Origin of the sequence: Labilithrix sp. (genome assembly GCA_019637155.1) — a bacterium.
Classification (GTDB): domain Bacteria; phylum Myxococcota_A; class Polyangia; order Polyangiales; family Polyangiaceae; genus Labilithrix.
The window spans coordinates 189,945-205,032 of sequence record JAHBWE010000012.1 but is presented as its reverse complement, the minus strand read 5'-3'; the positions used below and the strand labels follow the sequence as shown (position 1 = coordinate 205,032).

The 15,088-nt window shown below is 70.1% G+C and carries 13 protein-coding genes; 11 read left to right on the top strand and 2 right to left on the bottom strand.

The features are described from left to right. Positions 1 to 61 precede the first annotated feature (61 nt). The 3 genes from KF837_25745 to KF837_25735 all read left to right on the top strand — a co-directional run bounded on the left by KF837_25745 (position 62) and on the right by KF837_25735 (position 3,182). Positions 62 to 598 carry a zinc ribbon domain-containing protein gene (locus KF837_25745; GenBank protein ID MBX3230748.1) on the top strand — a complete coding sequence of 179 codons (537 nt, stop codon included), beginning with the start codon at positions 62 to 64 and terminating at the stop codon, positions 596 to 598. A 2-nt stretch (positions 599 to 600) separates the two neighbouring features. Continuing rightward, on the top strand, positions 601 to 1,812 hold the full coding sequence (locus KF837_25740; GenBank protein MBX3230747.1) for a tryptophan 7-halogenase: 1,212 nt from the start codon (positions 601 to 603) through the stop codon (positions 1,810 to 1,812). A gap of 1,175 nt (positions 1,813 to 2,987) precedes the next feature. Next, positions 2,988 to 3,182 carry a hypothetical protein gene (locus tag KF837_25735; protein MBX3230746.1) on the top strand — a complete coding sequence of 65 codons (195 nt, stop codon included), beginning with the start codon at positions 2,988 to 2,990 and terminating at the stop codon, positions 3,180 to 3,182. 80 nt (positions 3,183 to 3,262) lie between these two features. Here KF837_25735 and rplS read toward each other — a convergent pair whose 3' ends face one another. Continuing rightward, entirely contained in the window at positions 3,263 to 3,616 is a 354-nt protein-coding gene (rplS, locus tag KF837_25730; protein ID MBX3230745.1) for a 50S ribosomal protein L19, read from the bottom strand. 144 nt (positions 3,617 to 3,760) lie between these two features. Between rplS and KF837_25725 the strand changes: the two genes are divergently transcribed. Both KF837_25725 and rplC read left to right on the top strand, forming a co-directional pair. Beyond that, positions 3,761 to 4,225: a peroxiredoxin gene (locus tag KF837_25725; GenBank protein ID MBX3230744.1), complete on the top strand. Its 465-nt coding sequence runs from the start codon at positions 3,761 to 3,763 to the stop codon at positions 4,223 to 4,225. Between the two features lie 167 nt (positions 4,226 to 4,392). After that, positions 4,393 to 5,058: a 50S ribosomal protein L3 gene (gene rplC, locus KF837_25720; GenBank protein ID MBX3230743.1), complete on the top strand. Its 666-nt coding sequence runs from the start codon at positions 4,393 to 4,395 to the stop codon at positions 5,056 to 5,058. Positions 5,059 to 5,165: 107 nt separating this feature from the next. Here rplC and KF837_25715 read toward each other — a convergent pair whose 3' ends face one another. Beyond that, positions 5,166 to 5,345, bottom strand: a complete 180-nt coding sequence (locus KF837_25715; GenBank protein MBX3230742.1) for a hypothetical protein — start codon at positions 5,343 to 5,345, stop codon at positions 5,166 to 5,168. A 485-nt stretch (positions 5,346 to 5,830) separates the two neighbouring features. Here KF837_25715 and KF837_25710 point away from each other — a divergent pair, with 485 nt between their 5' ends. The 6 genes from KF837_25710 (at position 5,831) to KF837_25685 (ending at position 15,063) form a co-directional block, all read left to right on the top strand. Continuing rightward, positions 5,831 to 6,535 carry a hypothetical protein gene (locus KF837_25710; protein MBX3230741.1) on the top strand — a complete coding sequence of 235 codons (705 nt, stop codon included), beginning with the start codon at positions 5,831 to 5,833 and terminating at the stop codon, positions 6,533 to 6,535. Between the two features lie 168 nt (positions 6,536 to 6,703). After that, positions 6,704 to 7,345: an RlmE family RNA methyltransferase gene (locus tag KF837_25705; GenBank protein MBX3230740.1), complete on the top strand. Its 642-nt coding sequence runs from the start codon at positions 6,704 to 6,706 to the stop codon at positions 7,343 to 7,345. A gap of 128 nt (positions 7,346 to 7,473) precedes the next feature. Next, a complete protein-coding gene (locus KF837_25700; GenBank protein MBX3230739.1) occupies positions 7,474 to 8,205 on the top strand; it encodes a hypothetical protein in 732 nt (243 codons plus the stop codon). Next, entirely contained in the window at positions 8,202 to 8,900 is a 699-nt protein-coding gene (locus tag KF837_25695; GenBank protein ID MBX3230738.1) for a hypothetical protein, read from the top strand. The genes KF837_25700 and KF837_25695 overlap by 4 nt, the downstream gene beginning before the upstream one ends. Before the next feature lie 21 nt (positions 8,901 to 8,921). Next, positions 8,922 to 12,854: a protein kinase gene (locus KF837_25690; protein ID MBX3230737.1), complete on the top strand. Its 3,933-nt coding sequence runs from the start codon at positions 8,922 to 8,924 to the stop codon at positions 12,852 to 12,854. 208 nt (positions 12,855 to 13,062) lie between these two features. Then, positions 13,063 to 15,063: a peptidase M4 family protein gene (locus KF837_25685; GenBank protein ID MBX3230736.1), complete on the top strand. Its 2,001-nt coding sequence runs from the start codon at positions 13,063 to 13,065 to the stop codon at positions 15,061 to 15,063. Positions 15,064 to 15,088 lie beyond the last annotated feature (25 nt).

The following is a 15,088-nucleotide window of genomic DNA, read 5'->3' as shown; positions in this document are numbered from 1 at the left end:
CCGACAGCCGGCCGGATCCAGAGTTCCAGGAAATCTTCCGTGCTGGTAGCCTCCGAAACCGATGGCGGCGTCGAAGCTGGTGAAATGCCCGTCGTGTGGGTTCGACAAGAACCCGCCCGGTTCGGTCCGGTGTGGGTCCTGCGGCTCCAAGATCGAGGCGCCCGGCGCGAAGACGCGCAGCCGCGAGGAAGAGCTCGAGCGCCGCTACCAGCAGGAGGGCGTGAGCGTCCAGTGGCTGTTCATCGCGATCGCGGTGCAGGGGGTGCTCACTGCCGCGCTCGTGTTCGGGCTCCCGAAGATCGTCACGCTCCTCGACTTCGAGGGCGGCAACGGGATGATCGTCTGCGTGCCGGTCTGGTTCATCGGCGGGCTCCTCGTCGGCATGATCTCTCCGGGCCGCACCTTCATCGAGCCGATGGTCGCGAGCTTCGTCATCGCGATCCCGACCACGTTCCTCCTCGTCCAGAGCCAGACCGTCCGCACGATGCCGACGTTCCTCTACGTCGTCATGAGCGCGATCGGGATCATGTTCACGCTCATCGGCGCGTACATCGGCGAGCGCATTCAGCTGGGGCCGCCGCCGAAGACCGCGGACTGAGCTTGCCGCGCGTCGTCGTCATCGGCGGCGGACCGGGCGGCTCGGTCACGGCCGCGCGTTTGCGACAGCGCGGCCTCGACGTCGTCGTCTTCGAGAAGACGACCTTTCCGCGCTTCCACCTCGGCGAGTCGCTGCTGCCGAAGTCGCTCCCGGTCCTCGAGACGATCGGCGTCCTCGCGAAGGCGGAGGCGCGCTTCCTCCTCAAGTACGGCGCGCGCTTCCACGACGACGTCCGCGCGCGGAAGGACCGCTTCTCCTTCGACGGGGCGTGGAAGCCGGAGCCCGACCACGCGTTCCAGGTCCCGCGCGACGATTTCGATGCGCTCCTCCTCGATCACGCGAAGGAGCTCGGCGCGGACGTGCGGATGGAGACGAAGGTCGACCGCGTCGTCTTCGAAGGCGCGCGCGCGATCGGCGTCTCCGTCGCGGGCGCGCTCGAGCGCGCCGACTTCGTCGTCGACGCGTCGGGCCGCGATCTGCTCACCGGCCGCGCCGCGACCGACAAGATCGAGGGGCTCGATCAGACCGCGATCTACGCGCACTTCACGGACGTCCCGCGCGCGGAGGGCGCGCTCGCGGGCGACATCGACATCGTGCTCTTCGAGAGCGGCGAGCCGGAGCGCCCGAACTGGTTCTGGTTCATCCCGTTCGCGGACGGTCGCACGAGCGTCGGCGCGGTGGTCTCTCGCGCGTGGATGCGCGCCCGCGCCGGCACGTCGACGGACGACCTCTTCGCCGCGGCGGCGCGCGAGTCGTCGTCGGCGACGGAGCTGCTCGCGCGCGCGAAGAGGCTCTGGCCGCGCTGCGAGGCGACGGCGGACTTCAGCTACCGCGTGCGCACGACGGCGGGGCCAGGCTGGCTCGCGGTCGGCGACGCGGGCGGCTTCATCGATCCGCTCTTCTCGACCGGCGCGCACCTCGCGATGACGGGCGGCCTCCTCGCCGCCGACACGATCGCGGACACGCTCGCTGCGCCGGCGGACGAGGGCGCGCTGGTCGAGGCGTGGCGCGCGAAGGTCCGCGCCGCGGCGGAGACCTTCATCCTCGCGGTGCAGGCGTTCTACCGCGGCCCGCTCGTGGAGACCCTGTTCGCGGAGGACAAGCACGCGGCGCTGCGGCGTTCCATCACGAGCCTCCTCGCGGGCGACGTTTACGGCGACAGCGTATGGCTGCGCGACATCCGCGTACGGCTTCGAGAGATGGTCTCCCCATAGATGCGAGATGCGAGGCACCGACCTTGGTCGGGAGCGCGGCGAGGTGCTCGTCACGCCGTTGGACTTCGCCTCAGCCGCACGTGCATGCGGTCGGAGGGAGGTGCTCCGTTCGCCGCTCCACACGACTTCGAGCGTGATCTTTCCGTCGGCTGCACACATCGACGCGCACGCGCGTCGATGCCGTCCCCACATCATCACTCTCTGTCAAACGTGGGGCTACCGGGGCGTCCCACATCTGACATTTACATCGGGAAAGATTACAAAGGGCAGCTTCTGGTCGCACTATTTCGACTCGACCAATCAGACTCTTCGGCACGATCTGGACGTCACCGGGGGAGACAGTGGCTCGGCCCTCCTGACGGCCACGTGGTCTCCAGTTCTCGTTGGCATAAACGTCGCGGAAGAGCACTATTTCCAGCCGATCGGGATAGGTGGAGTCGACCACTATATCAATCATGCGCGGCAGTGGGACAGCACGACGGACGCGTTCTTCAGGACAGGAGGCTACTGGCCATGAGACTCTTCATTGCGACGGTGCTCGCGAACGCGCTCGTCCTCGCGTGCTCCTCCTCTGAGAAACCGGCCGCACCCGCGGCGCCTGCCCCACCGACCACTGCTGCGCTCGAGTCGTGCGTGCTCGTAACGGGGGAGTCGTGTTCGCGGGAGGAGATTGAAGAACAGCAGGCTTGCGTCATCGCGAGCTGCGACTCTGAGCTTCGACACTGCTATGGCGACCACTACCAGCGAGCGGAGTTTTCGGGTTCGTGTGCTCGATCTGCTGCCTGCGTTCAGCAATGTGGCTGTGGGGACAGCGCATGCGTCGCTGAATGCCTTCGTGACGAAGACGCTGCATGCCTCGAGTGCCGGCAGGGACTTAGCCGCTGCTACGAGGCGAGCCCATGCAGGCCTCCCCCTTGTGTCAAAGGCGTCGGTAGCATCCGGCCCTTGGGCAATCCCTGATGACGCAACCGACCTACAGAGGAGCGATCGCAGAGCGCCCTGCCGGCGCTCCACGATCGTGCCAGTCGCGGCATGCGTCCGCGAACCGAGAGCGCATGCCACGGCTGTCAGCACGCATTTCTCTCTATGTAGGTGTGAGCGGGTGGCGGCATGCGTCGAAAGGAGGCGAGGTCCGCGAGGCGTACGTGCTCATGGGGGCCTGATAGACTTGCCCCATGTCTTCTGGTGAAAAGTACATCGTCCTCGCGAGCGCGGACGCGATGGGGAAGGGGCCGTTCACGGTGGAGGAGATCGCCGAGTTTCACCGGCGCGGCGTCTTCAAGGACCGCACCGTCATCTACAACCGCTACGGCTCACGCCGCGCGGACGCGTTCACGGTGAAAGAGCTCCTCGACGGCACGAAGAAGTAGCGCGCAGAAATGCACGAAGGCCTCGCGCCGCGGTGTGCGGGCGAGGCCTCTCGAGCTCGAGCTCGTGCTCGCGCGACGGATCAGACGTCCTTCTGATCGCGGACGCGGGCGGCCTTGCCGGCGAGGTCGCGGAGGTAGAAGAGGCGCGCGCGACGGACGACGCCGCGCGACACGATCTCGACCTTGTCGATGCGCGGCGAGTGGGTGAGGAACTGGCGCTCGACGCCGACGCTGAAGCTCACCTTGCGCACGGTGAACGTGCTGCGCGCGCCGGCGCGGTGGCGCTTGAGGACGACGCCCTGGAAGACCTGGATGCGGTCCTTGTCGCCCTCGACGATCTTGTAGTGCACGCGAACCGTGTCGCCGACGCGGAAGTCGGGCGTACCCTCACGGAGCTGCTCTTTTTCGATCTCGGCGATCTTTGCGTTCTGCATGACCAAATCTCTCCAGAATCCCTCGGTAGGCCTTCGGAAAAGCTGGGGAAAACCCAGGCGTTTCTGCCTTGCGGGGGCGCGCTTTAAAGCATGTGACCCCAGACGTGTCAACGAGGGTCGCATCGTGTTAAGGAGCGGAGCGTCATGACACTACGCGTAGGCCAGACGGCGCCCGACTTCGACGTGCGGTCCAGCTCCGGCAAGTCGCTGAGGCTCTCCGAGCTCATCGGCAAGAAGAACGTCGTCCTCTACTTCTATCCCGGCGATTTCACGATGGTCTGCACGCGGGAGACCTGCGGCTTCCGCGACGCGTACGCCGATCTCGCCGACAAGGACACGGAGGTCATCGGGATCTCGACCGATTCGGACGACAGCCACGAGCGCTTCGCGAAGGAGTACGCGGTCCCGTTCGCGCTCGTCGCCGACACGAACCGCGAGCTCGCGCGGACCTACGAGGCCGAGAACCTGCTGACGAAGCTCCTCGGCCGCCTCGCGCGCGTGACGTACGTGATCGACAAGAAGGGCACGATCGCCGGCGTCTTCAAGGCTCAGCTCAGCGCGAACGAGCACGTGCAAGGCGTGAAGGACCTGATCGCCAAGCTCTCGTAAGCCTTGACGCCGGGCGGCCGGGCGACGATATACGCCGGCCCTTCATTGGACTGAAGGCGTGGAGCTTCGGCTCCCGGGTCCACGCGCTCGGACCCGTCCTCGCGAACGCCGCCCGGTCCTTGGAACACGAAGAACCACCCACGAACGAGCGCAGAGGATCGCGAAGCATGAATACGAAGCCCGGCATCATCGGCAAGAAGCTCGGCATGACCCAGCTCTACAAGGAGGACGGCACCGTCCAGCGCGTCACCGTCATCGACACGAGCTCGCTCGTCGTCGCGGGGAAGCGCACGAAGGAGAAGGACGGGTACGTCGCGGTCGTGTTCGGCCTCACCGACGCGAAGGAGAAGCACCTCGCGAAGGCGCAGCAGGCCGCGTTCAAGAAGGCGAACGTCACGGCGAAGCGCACGCTGAAGGAGCTCCGCTGCGACGACGAGTTCGCGGCGAAGTTCGAGGTCGGCGCGTCGGTCAACCTCGCGGACCTCTTCCAGCCGGGCCAGATCGTCGACACGCAGGGCACCACGCGCGGCCGCGGCTTCAGCGGCGTCGTCCGTCGCTGGTCGTTCGCCGGCTTCGTGCAGACGCACGGCACGCACGAGTACCGCCGCCACGGCGGCTCGATCGGTACGAACATGACGCCGGGCCGCACGCTCCCGAACCTCAAGATGCCGGGTCAGTACGGCAACGAGACGGTCAGCGTCCTCAACCTCAAGGTCGCCCGCGTCGACGCCGAGAAGAACCTCCTCATGATCGAGGGCGGCATCCCCGGCCCCGAGAACGGCCTCGTCGTCATCCGCCACGGCGTGAAGGGCCGCGAGCGCAAGAAGCGCTGAGCCGCGCCTCTGCTCCGAAACACGAACGCCGGTCCTACCCTCGAGGCAGACCGGCGTCTTCGTTTTCGCGAGCTCGCGTGAGCTCGCGAAGAAGCGAGCCCGAAGGCTCAGTCTTCGGAGCCCCAGCCTCGCGCGCGCGTCCAGGTCTCGACCGAGCGGCCGCGGGGGGCGGGCTCGTCCACGAAGTCGACCTCGATGTCGACCACGCTCGGCATCCGCGGGCGCTCCGGCTGGCTGGCGGGCGTCGCGGTCATCGGGCTCACGTGGAAGGTGCAGCGGAGGTTCATGGCGGTTGCCCTGGATAGTGCAACCCGCAGTCCATCGACTCGCCCCATGAAAACCGCGGGTTTCGCGCCGATCAATCGCGTCTCCGGGATCCGTCCCGATCCAAAGGCGACCTCCAGCGCGCGTGTGCGACGCGGCGAGATCCGCATGGAATTTTCCATCTCCGTTGCAGGCCCCGGCCCAGAACGCGGCCGCCACAGCGGTCGCGAAGCGACCCGCCGCTTCGGCGGGCCGTGTTCTGGGCCCGGGGTGTCGGGGGCGAAGCCCCTGACCGCGAAAGAGCGAAGCGACCCGCTGCTTCGGCGGGCCGTGTTCTGGGCCGGGGGTGTCGGGGGCGAAGCCCCTGACCGCGAAAGAGCGCAGGCGGCGGGGAGCTGACCAGGCGGGTTCTCCATCGTGAATGGGGCCCGCGCGCGGTCGCGTGCGTGGGCGGCCTCGGAAATTCCGAGGTGCGTGCGGCGGCGCGGGGGTTGCTGTTGGGGTTTGCATGATGGTTCGCGTCGCCTCGCTCGCTCCTCTTCTCGCTCTCGTCCTCGCGTGCGAGGGCTCCGATGGTCTCGCTCCCGACGTCCCGATCGCCGAGTCGATCGCGGCCACGCCGTCAGAGCCGCCGGCAGAAGAGGACGAGCGCGATACGACGGGGGCGACGGAATCGACCTCGGTCGAGGAGCCCAGCGCGACGCCGGCTCCGGTGACGTGCGCGTCGATCGCGGCCGCTCCGCCCGCGGGCAAGCTCGCCGAGGTGCGCATCCACAAGGCGTACGCGATGAAGCCGGTCGACGTCTTCGCGACGGTGAACGGAGGGCGCATCACCATCACGCTGTCGAAGCATGCAAACGAATGCAGCTATCGCGCGAACGGGCTCAATCACGCCGACGTCGACGAGCTCTCCGTCACGCTCCCCGTCCGCGACAAGGCCGTTCCGTTCCAGGTCGTCGCCGAGTCGATCGTGCGGGAGGGGGGCGGCGCCGCGTGCTTGACCGAGCCGGCCCCGGCCGCGATCGGCACGGCGATCAGCGCCCAAACGGCGCGCGGCAAGGTCACGATCACGGCGATGACGGAGACCTCGCTCGAAGGCAAGATCGACGTGCGCGACGTGGACGGCCACCGCATCCAGCTAGCGTTCGTCGCCCCAATCTGCCCCGAGGCACGAAGGAATGACGTGACCGGCGCCGCATGCTGCGCCAACTGAAGGGACGACGCGAGCCCGCAGCCGAGTCGCGTCCTTGCGCGGGGAGGGCGGCGCGCGGAAGCGGTCGAGTCGCGTCCGCGGGGAACCGGCGCGCGGGGGTGTCGGGGGCGAAGCCCCTGACCGCAAAAGAACGTGACCGGCGGCGCGGGCTGCGGCAAAGGAAGGGGCATGGCGCGAGCCCGTAGCGGCCGAGGAGCGAAGAACACCTATAAGGGCGGGGACTCGTTCACGCGTGAGGCCCGGCTTCAGGGCTACCCCGCGCGCAGCGTGTTCAAGCTCGAGGAGATCGATCGGCGCATCAAGCTGCTGAAGCCCGGGCAGCGCGTCATCGATCTCGGCGCCGCGCCTGGGAGCTGGTCGCTCTACGTGACGCAGAAGATCGGCGCGACGGGGCACCTCTTCGCGGTGGACCTCGAGCCGCTGAACACCGTGCTCCCGCCGAACGCGACCGCGATCGTCGGCGACGCGCTCGCGCTCGACAACGACGTCATCGCCGAGCACGGACCGTTCGACGTCGTCCTCAGCGACATGGCACCGCGAACGACCGGCAACCGCCTCGGCGATCAGACGCGGAGCTTCGAGCTCTTCATGCGCGCGCTCGCAGTCGCGGAGAAGTTCCTCAAACCGGGCGGCTCCTTCGTCGGCAAGATCTTCATGGGCGAGGACCTCCCGCTCGCGAAGGCCGAGACGCGGCGCCTCTTCACCGAGGAGCGCGGGATCCGCCCCGAAGGCACGCGCGCGAACAGCTACGAGATGTTCATCGTCGGCCTCGGGAAGAAGATCGTCGCGAGCACCGAGACGAGCACCTGAGACGAGCACCTGATACGACACGCGGCGCGATCCGCGGCGAGCGCCCAGACCCCGGATGATCACGCCGCGATCGCGGGGAATTTCCCGCGCGATCGCGATCGGCGTGCGGGTTGCAACCAGGCCTCGGCATGAAGCTCCCGCTCCTCGGTGCCGTCCTCACGTCGACCCTCGTTGCGTGCAGCGGCGCCGATCCCGCGCCTGACGCCGCGGAGCAGCCCGCCGCCGCGACGCAGCCGGCCGCGCCCGCCGAGAAGACCGACCCCGCCGCGCAGACGACGCCCGAGGCCCAGCCGACCGAGACCGCGCCGGAGGCCGAGCCCGCGCCCACCGGCCCCGTCGTCGAGACGTGCGCGACGCTCGCCGGAAAGTCGACGACCCCCGCGGGCAAGCTCGCCGTCACCGCCGTGAGTGGCTTCTTCGACATCGAGCCCGTCGACGTCTACGCGACGGTGTCGAACGGAGAGCTCGTCATCACGCTCACCGAGACCGGGCACGAGTGCGGCTACCGCACGAACAAGCTCGCGCACCAGCGCGTCAACGAGCTCCGCTTCCATACGCGCTTGAAGGACGGCGCCGTCGCGGTCGGCGAGCTCGACGCGCGCGAGCTCTCCGCCGAGGCGGGTGAGGCATGCGTGCCGCCGCTCGAGGAGGGCGAGGTGCGCGCTTCCAGCCGCCGCGGCGCTGCCGACCGAGCCCCACGCGGCAAGATCAAGATCACCGCCGCGACCGACACCGAGATCGAGGGCAGCGTCGACGTGCGCGACTGGAGCGGCCAGAAGACGACGTTCACGTTCACCGCGCCGATCTGCGCCGCGGCCGAGGGAGACTCGACGTGCTGCGCCGCGCAGGAGAACGAGTGATCCGCGCCGCCGCCGCGATCTCGTTCCTCTCCCTCTCCGCGTGCGCCGCCTTCGACGCGGAGCCGCCGCCGCCTGCCCCCGCCGCCACGACGACGACGAACGACGCCCCGCCCCCGCCCGAGCCGGAGTCCGCGCCCGCGCCCGCCGCGCGACCGAGCTTCACCTGCGCGGAGCTGCCCGCGCTCCCCGCCGACGCGACCTTCACGTTCGCCGATCCGCGGGTGGGACCGACCGTGAAGGACGTCTACGTCCTCGAGCACCTCACGTCGGTCCCTGGCCCGAACGGCCAGCTCGAACACCGGCGCACCCTCACGATCGGGCTCTCGAGCTGGACCCACGTCTGCGCCGTGCGCGAGAGCACGACCAAGCCCGGCGCCGTCGACGAGTGGGGCGTCCAGATCACCGCGCGCGGAGCGGAGCCGGCCACCTTCGGACCCGGCACCTACGACGCGAGCACGGGCCTCGAGGCGCGCGCGTTCTCCGAGCTGGGCGCGAGCTGCGCGAAGAACCCGATCGACGAGGCGCCGCTCGATCAGGGCTTCCGCCTCACGATCTCCGAGAAGACGAGCTCGCTCCTCGCGGGGACGCTGGCGGTGACCTACGCCGACGGCACGCGCCTCGATCTCACGTTTCGGGCGCCGATCTGCGCGAGCCCCGACCCGGCGCCCGAGCCTACGCTCTGCTGCGCGCCGTGAGACGCGTGGTACGCTGACGCCGTGACCGCTTCGGCGTTCCAGGGGCTCCTCGCGGAGCGCTTCGTCATCGAGCGAGAGGTGGGGCGCGGCGGCGTCGGCATCGTGTACCGCGCGCGCGACGAGGTGTCGGGCGCGCCCGTCGCGCTCAAGGTGATCGCGATCCCCGGCGTCGACGCCGGCGAGGAGGCGCGCTTCGGCCGCGAAGGCCGCGTCCTCGCCGGCCTCAGCCACCCCGGCATCGTGCGCGTCGTCGCGTTCGGGCAGCTCGACGAAGGGCACCCCTACGTCGCGATGGAGTGGCTCGAAGGCGAGGACATCCAGCAGCGCCAGAAGCGCGCGCCGCTCTCGTTCGTGCGCTGCCTCGAGGTCGCGGCGCAGGTCGCGGAGGCGCTCGCGTACGCGCACGGCGTCGGGATCGTGCATCGCGACATCAAGCCGTCGAACGTCATCCTCGTCGGAAGTCGCGCGGGCGAGGACACGTGGCCGCTCGAGGCGAAGCTCGTCGACTTCGGCGTCGCGTCGGCGGAGGACGCGCGCCTCACGCGCACCGGCGCGATCATCGGCACGCCCGCGTACATGGCGCCGGAGCAGGCGCGCGGCGACGCGGAGGTCGATCCGCGGTCGGACATCTACGCCCTCGGCGCCACGCTCTTCGAGATGATCGCGGGGCGCCCGCCCCACGTCGGCCCGACCCCGATCGCGATCCTCGCGCGCCTCGTCACCACGCCCGCGCCGCGCCTCGGCGAGGTGTACACCGAAGCGCCGGTGTCGCTCGACGACCTGCTCTGCGAGATGCTCGCGACGCACCCGGAGGAGCGCCCCGCCCGCGCCGCCGACGTCGCGATGCGGCTCCGCGCGATCGCGGCCGACGTCGAGCACGAGGTCGTCCCCATCCGCGCGCCGATCTCGGAGCAGATGCCGATGAGCATGGGCGAGATCGTGCTCTCGGCGTCGGGGACCGCGTCGAAGTCGGGCGGCTCGCGCCTCGTCACGTCGATCCTCGCGACCCACGTGCCGAAGGGGCCCGCGCGCCAGCGTCTCATCGCGCACCTCCGCGCGCGCGGCGCGGAGGCGACCGAGCTCGGCGGCGACGCGATCGTCGCGCACCTCGGCGTGAAGAAGGCGCTCGGCGACGAGGCCGCGCGCGCGCTCGACCTCGGGCTCCGCCTCGCGAAGATGGGCTCGAAGGTCGGCGTCGCGACCGGGCGCACGCGCATCGATCGCACGCGCCCCACCGGCGAGGTCGTCGACCGCGCCGCCGCGCTCGCGCGCGACGCGCAGAAGACGCAGGTCCTCGCCGACACGACGACGAGCGAGCTCGCGCGCGGCCGCTTCGAGATGCAAGTCCGCGCCGACGGCACCTCGGTCGTGGGCCCGAAGGTCACCGCGAAGAAGGAGATCGCGGGCGGCTCGCCGTTCGTCGGCCGCGAGGCGGACCTCTCCCAGGCCGTGAGCGCGTACGAGCGCTGCATGGAGGACGAGACGCCGATCATCGTCACGCTCACCGGCGCGCCCGGCATCGGCAAGACGCGCCTCCGCCGCGAGGCGCTCGCGCGCGTAGCGTCGCATCCGTCGTCCCCGCGCGTCGTCATGGTGCGCGCGGAGTCGTTCGCGAAGAGCCACGCGCTCGGCATCATGGCCGACGTCGCGCGCGGCCTCGCCGGCGTGTCGAAGGGCGCCGACCTCGACGCGTCCGGGACCGCGATCGACGCGCTGCTCGGCCGGCTCGGGCTCGGGGAGCCGGAGGCGCGCGACCTCGTCGCTCGCCTCATCGCGAACGTGCCGCTGCCGGAGGGCGCCGACGGCCGCGCCGCGCGCGACGCGCTGTGGATCGCGCTCACGGAGATGGCGCTCCGCATGTCGCGCGAGTCCGCGCTCGTCATCGCGATCGAGGACGCGCAGTGGGCCGACCTCGAGTCGCTCTCGTGGATCGATCACTTGCTCGCGCGCGCGGCGGGGCACCCCGTCTTCGTCCTCGCGACGGCGCGGCCCACGCTCTGGCGCGACGATCCCGCGCGCTGGAACGGCCGCGACCACGTCCGGATCGAGCTCCGCCCGCTCGCGCGCCGCACCGTGCGCGCGATCGCGAAGGCGATCCTCGGCGAGAAGGCGACGTCGCCCGAAGGCGAGGCGCTGGTCGAGAGCATCTCGGCGCAGGCCGGCGGCTCTCCGCTCTTCGCGGAGGAGCTCGCGCGCCTCGCCCATCAAGGTCGCGACGCCGCGAGCGCGCCCACGATCGAGGCCGCGATCCAGGTCCACCTCGACGCGCTCGACGAGGAGGTGCGCGAGGCGGCGATGAAGCTCTCGATCTTCGGGCTCCAGGTCTGGGACGCGGGGCTCGAGGCGCTCGGGGTGAAGAACGCGGGCGAGGTCATGAAGGTGCTGACCACGGCCGAGGTCGTCCTCGAGCAAGCGTCGTCGCGCTTCAAGGACACGCGCGAGTGGGCGTTCAAGCATGCGCTCACGCGCGAGGTCGCGTACGCGTCGCTCGGCGAGGAGCACCTGAAGGAGCTCCACACCGAGGCGGGGCACTGGCTCGCGAAGATGGGAGAGGACGACGCGATCGTCGCGCGTCACCTCGAGCTCGGAGGGCAGCCGGTCGAGGCCGCGGTCTACGTCGAGAAGGCGGCGCGGCGCGCCCTCGCCGCGAGCGCGCTCGGAGAAGCGGTGCGCCTCGCGGAGAAGTCGCTCGACTTCGCGATCGACAACCCGACCCAGTTCGCGCGCGCGCAGCTCCTCGACGAAGCGTGGGTGCGCCTCGACGCGCGCGCGGGCGAGCGCGACACGGCGGTGCGCGCGATGCAGGAGGCGGTCTACGACGAGCCGAGCGCGGTGCGTGCGCTCGGCGCGCGCGTGCGCTACGAGAACGCGTGCGGCGGCCGGCCGGACACGAGCGCGTCGCTCGAGGAGGTCATTCGTCGCGCGAAGGCGGCGGGGCTCTGGGACGAGGAGGCGCGCTCCGCCGCCGATCTCGCCGCGCGCTACGCGTTCGCGGGCGAGCTCGACAAGGCCGCCGCGTGGACCGACTCGCTGCTCGCGCTCGCGCGGGACCACTCGCTGCCGGGCGCCGCGGTCGACGCGTACCAGACGCTCGCCGTCGTCCGTCAGGCGCGCGGCGACGTCGGCGCCGCCCTCGAAGCGCGTCGCAGCGCGGTGCGCGCGGCGTCGGAGGCCGGCCTCAAGACGCGCGAGGCCACGCTCAACATCAACGTCGGGTTCGCGCTGACGACGATGGGCGCGAAGGACGAAGCGCGCGCGGCGATCGAGAGCGGCATCGCCCTCGCGCAGGCGGTCGGCTCCCCCGGCACCGTGCGGCACGGACAGATGAACCTGCTCTGCTGGACCGCGACGTTCGGCTCCGACTCCGCGCACGACACGCTCCTCGCCGATCCGCGCGCGATCGCCGACAACGCGGTCTCGGGCGCGTGGGTCCCGCACGATCGCGCGACGCTCGGCGTCCTCTTCTATCGCGGCGCGGAGCTCCTCCGCACCGACGCGGGCACGCGCGCGCCGCCGAACGCGGCCGAGCAAGCGCGCACGCTGCTGAAGACCGCGTCGGGTGGGTATCGCGCGACGAAGATGCTCGACGTCGTGCCCGTCGCGCTCGGGTTCTGGAGCGAAGCGGAGCGCCGGCTCGGTCAGGCGGAGCGCGCGGTCGAGCTCGCGACCGAAGCGGCGTCGCTCATCGAGGACGGCTCGCCGAGCCTCCTCAACGAGGCGCCGATCTTCCTCGCGCTCCACGACGCGCTCTTCGATCTCGGTCGCACCGCCGAAGCAAAACATGCAATTGCGCGCGGCCTTCCGCGTCTCGTCACGCGCGTGAACGGCCTCCGTGGCACCCCGCACGCGCGCGACTTCCTCTCCAACGTCGCCTCGAACGCCGGCCTCCTCGCCGCGGCCGAGGGCTACGGCATCGTCCCGCCCGAGCTCTCCGTGATCCTGTCGAGGCCGTAGCGCGGGATTCGTACACCCTACGTGGCTGTAGGTCATGGATCGCGGTCGTTCCACCTTGCTCACCTCGCACTCAGGTGGATCTCGACAATCCCTGCCGATTTGGCGCGATTCGCGACGACCGGGAACCGAGCCGGCGGTCATTTCTGACGGGAGTGGACCGCCGCCGGCCTTGGCGAGTTGGCCCGCGAGTTGCGACACTCGAGTGACAATGCGGAAGCTTGCGTTCGTTGCCTTCGGGATCCTTGCTGCAGCGGGCGGCTGCAGCACCGAGGCGGAGGACGAGCCGGCGCTGCCGCCGCTCCCGACCGACGGCGTGACGATGCAGCAGCTCGAGGCGTTCGACGCGCTCGAGACCACCACCCACCAGCGCTGGACGTGGCTCCAGCACGAGGAGCTCAAGACGCCGCTCCACCTCTCCGCGAAGCGCACCGGCGCGCGCGTCCTCCAGCGTGGCGAGAACCCGCACGTCCGCACGCTCGCCGTCCTCAACGAGAACCGCGCGCTCTTCAAGATGCGCGACCCGGGCCTCGAGCTCGCGGCGGAGAAGACCGAGTCCGACGCGCTCGGCATGGCGCACGCGCGCTTCCAGCAGACGGTGCACGGCGTGCCGGTCCGCGGCGCCGAGGTGATGGCGCACTACGATCGAGAGGGCCGCCTCGCCTCGATCGACGCGAACTACGTCGCGGGTCTCGACGACGTCGACGTGAACCCGCGCTTCGAGGCGAAGGACGCGCTCGCGGTGGTGAAGGCCGACGTGCTCTCGCGGAGCGTCGTCGACGAGAGCTCGCTCGAGGCCGACGCGGGCGAGCTCGTCGTCTACGCCGAGCCGACGAAGGACGGCTCGAAGGCGAAGGGAAGGCTCGCGTACGAGTTCCACGTCCGCGCGCTCGCGGCGGAGCACCCGGCGATCTGGGTCGTCAACGTCGACGCGCACACGGGCGACATCCTCGATCGCCGCAACGATCTGCAGACGATCCAGGCGTCGGGCAAGGGCGTCCTCAACGACGACAAGCAGTTCGAGGTCTCGAACGGCGCCGGCGGCTTCCAGATGGTCGACACGAGCACGGGCGTGTCGATCCAGACGTTCACGGCGCAGCAGCAGGAGGTGGCGCCCGGCAACATCGTCACCTCCAACTCGACGACGACGTGGGACCGCACCCAGAACGGCGCGGGCGCGGCGGTCGACGCGCACTTCAACGCGGCCGCGGTCGCGAAGTATTACAGGACGGTCCACAACCGGAACGCGATCGACGGCAACGGCGGCGCGCTCCAGTCGACGGTCCACTTCGGCCGCCAGTTCGACAACGCGGCGTGGATCAAGACCGGCATGATCTACGGCGACGGCGGTCAGCTCTTCCGCGCGCTCTCGGTGAGCCTCGACGTCGTCGGGCACGAGTTCACCCACGGCGTCATCGAGAAGACGTCGAACCTCATCTACAAGAACCAGTCGGGCGCGCTCAACGAGGCGGTCTCCGACATCTTCGGCGCCTTCATCGAGCACACGGTCGCGCCGGACGCGCAGAAGAACTGGCTCCTCGGCGAGCAGGTCGTGAAGTCGGGGAAGCCGCTCCGCGACATGGTGGACCCGCGCGGCGGCCTCGAGCCGCAGCCGCGGCACATGAACGAGTTCGTCCAGACGACGCAGGACGAAGGCGGCGTTCACATCAACAGCGGCATCATCAACAACGCCGCTTACCTCATGACGGTGGGCGGCACGAACAAGGTGTCGAACGTCACGATCAAGACCGGCATCGGCTGGGAGAAGTCCGAGAAGCTCTGGTACCGCGCGAACTCGCAGTACTTCATGCAGTCGACGGGCTTCGAGCAGGCCGCGGCGGGCGTGATGTCGGCGGCGAAGGACATCGGTCTCACGCAGAACGAGCAGAACATCGTCGACTGCGCCTTCAAGGCGACGGGCATCGTCCAGGGCGCGTGCGCGACGATCGCGAGCACGGACACGCCGGGCACGACGAGCGGCGGCACCGGCGACGTCGACCCCGAGGGCTCGTCGACGACGAACACCCCGAGCTCGACCGACGACGACGACGACGACGACACGACGACGACCAAGAAGAAGCCGAAGAAGAAGCGCGCCGTGACGACGGAGACGAGCGGCTGCAACACGACGGGCACCGGCCCGAACGCAGGCTCGCTCCTCGCCGTCCTCGGGCTCGCCGCCCTCCTCGGCACCCGCAAGCGCCGCCGCTGACGCGCGGTCGCGGCGCTCTGCGCGG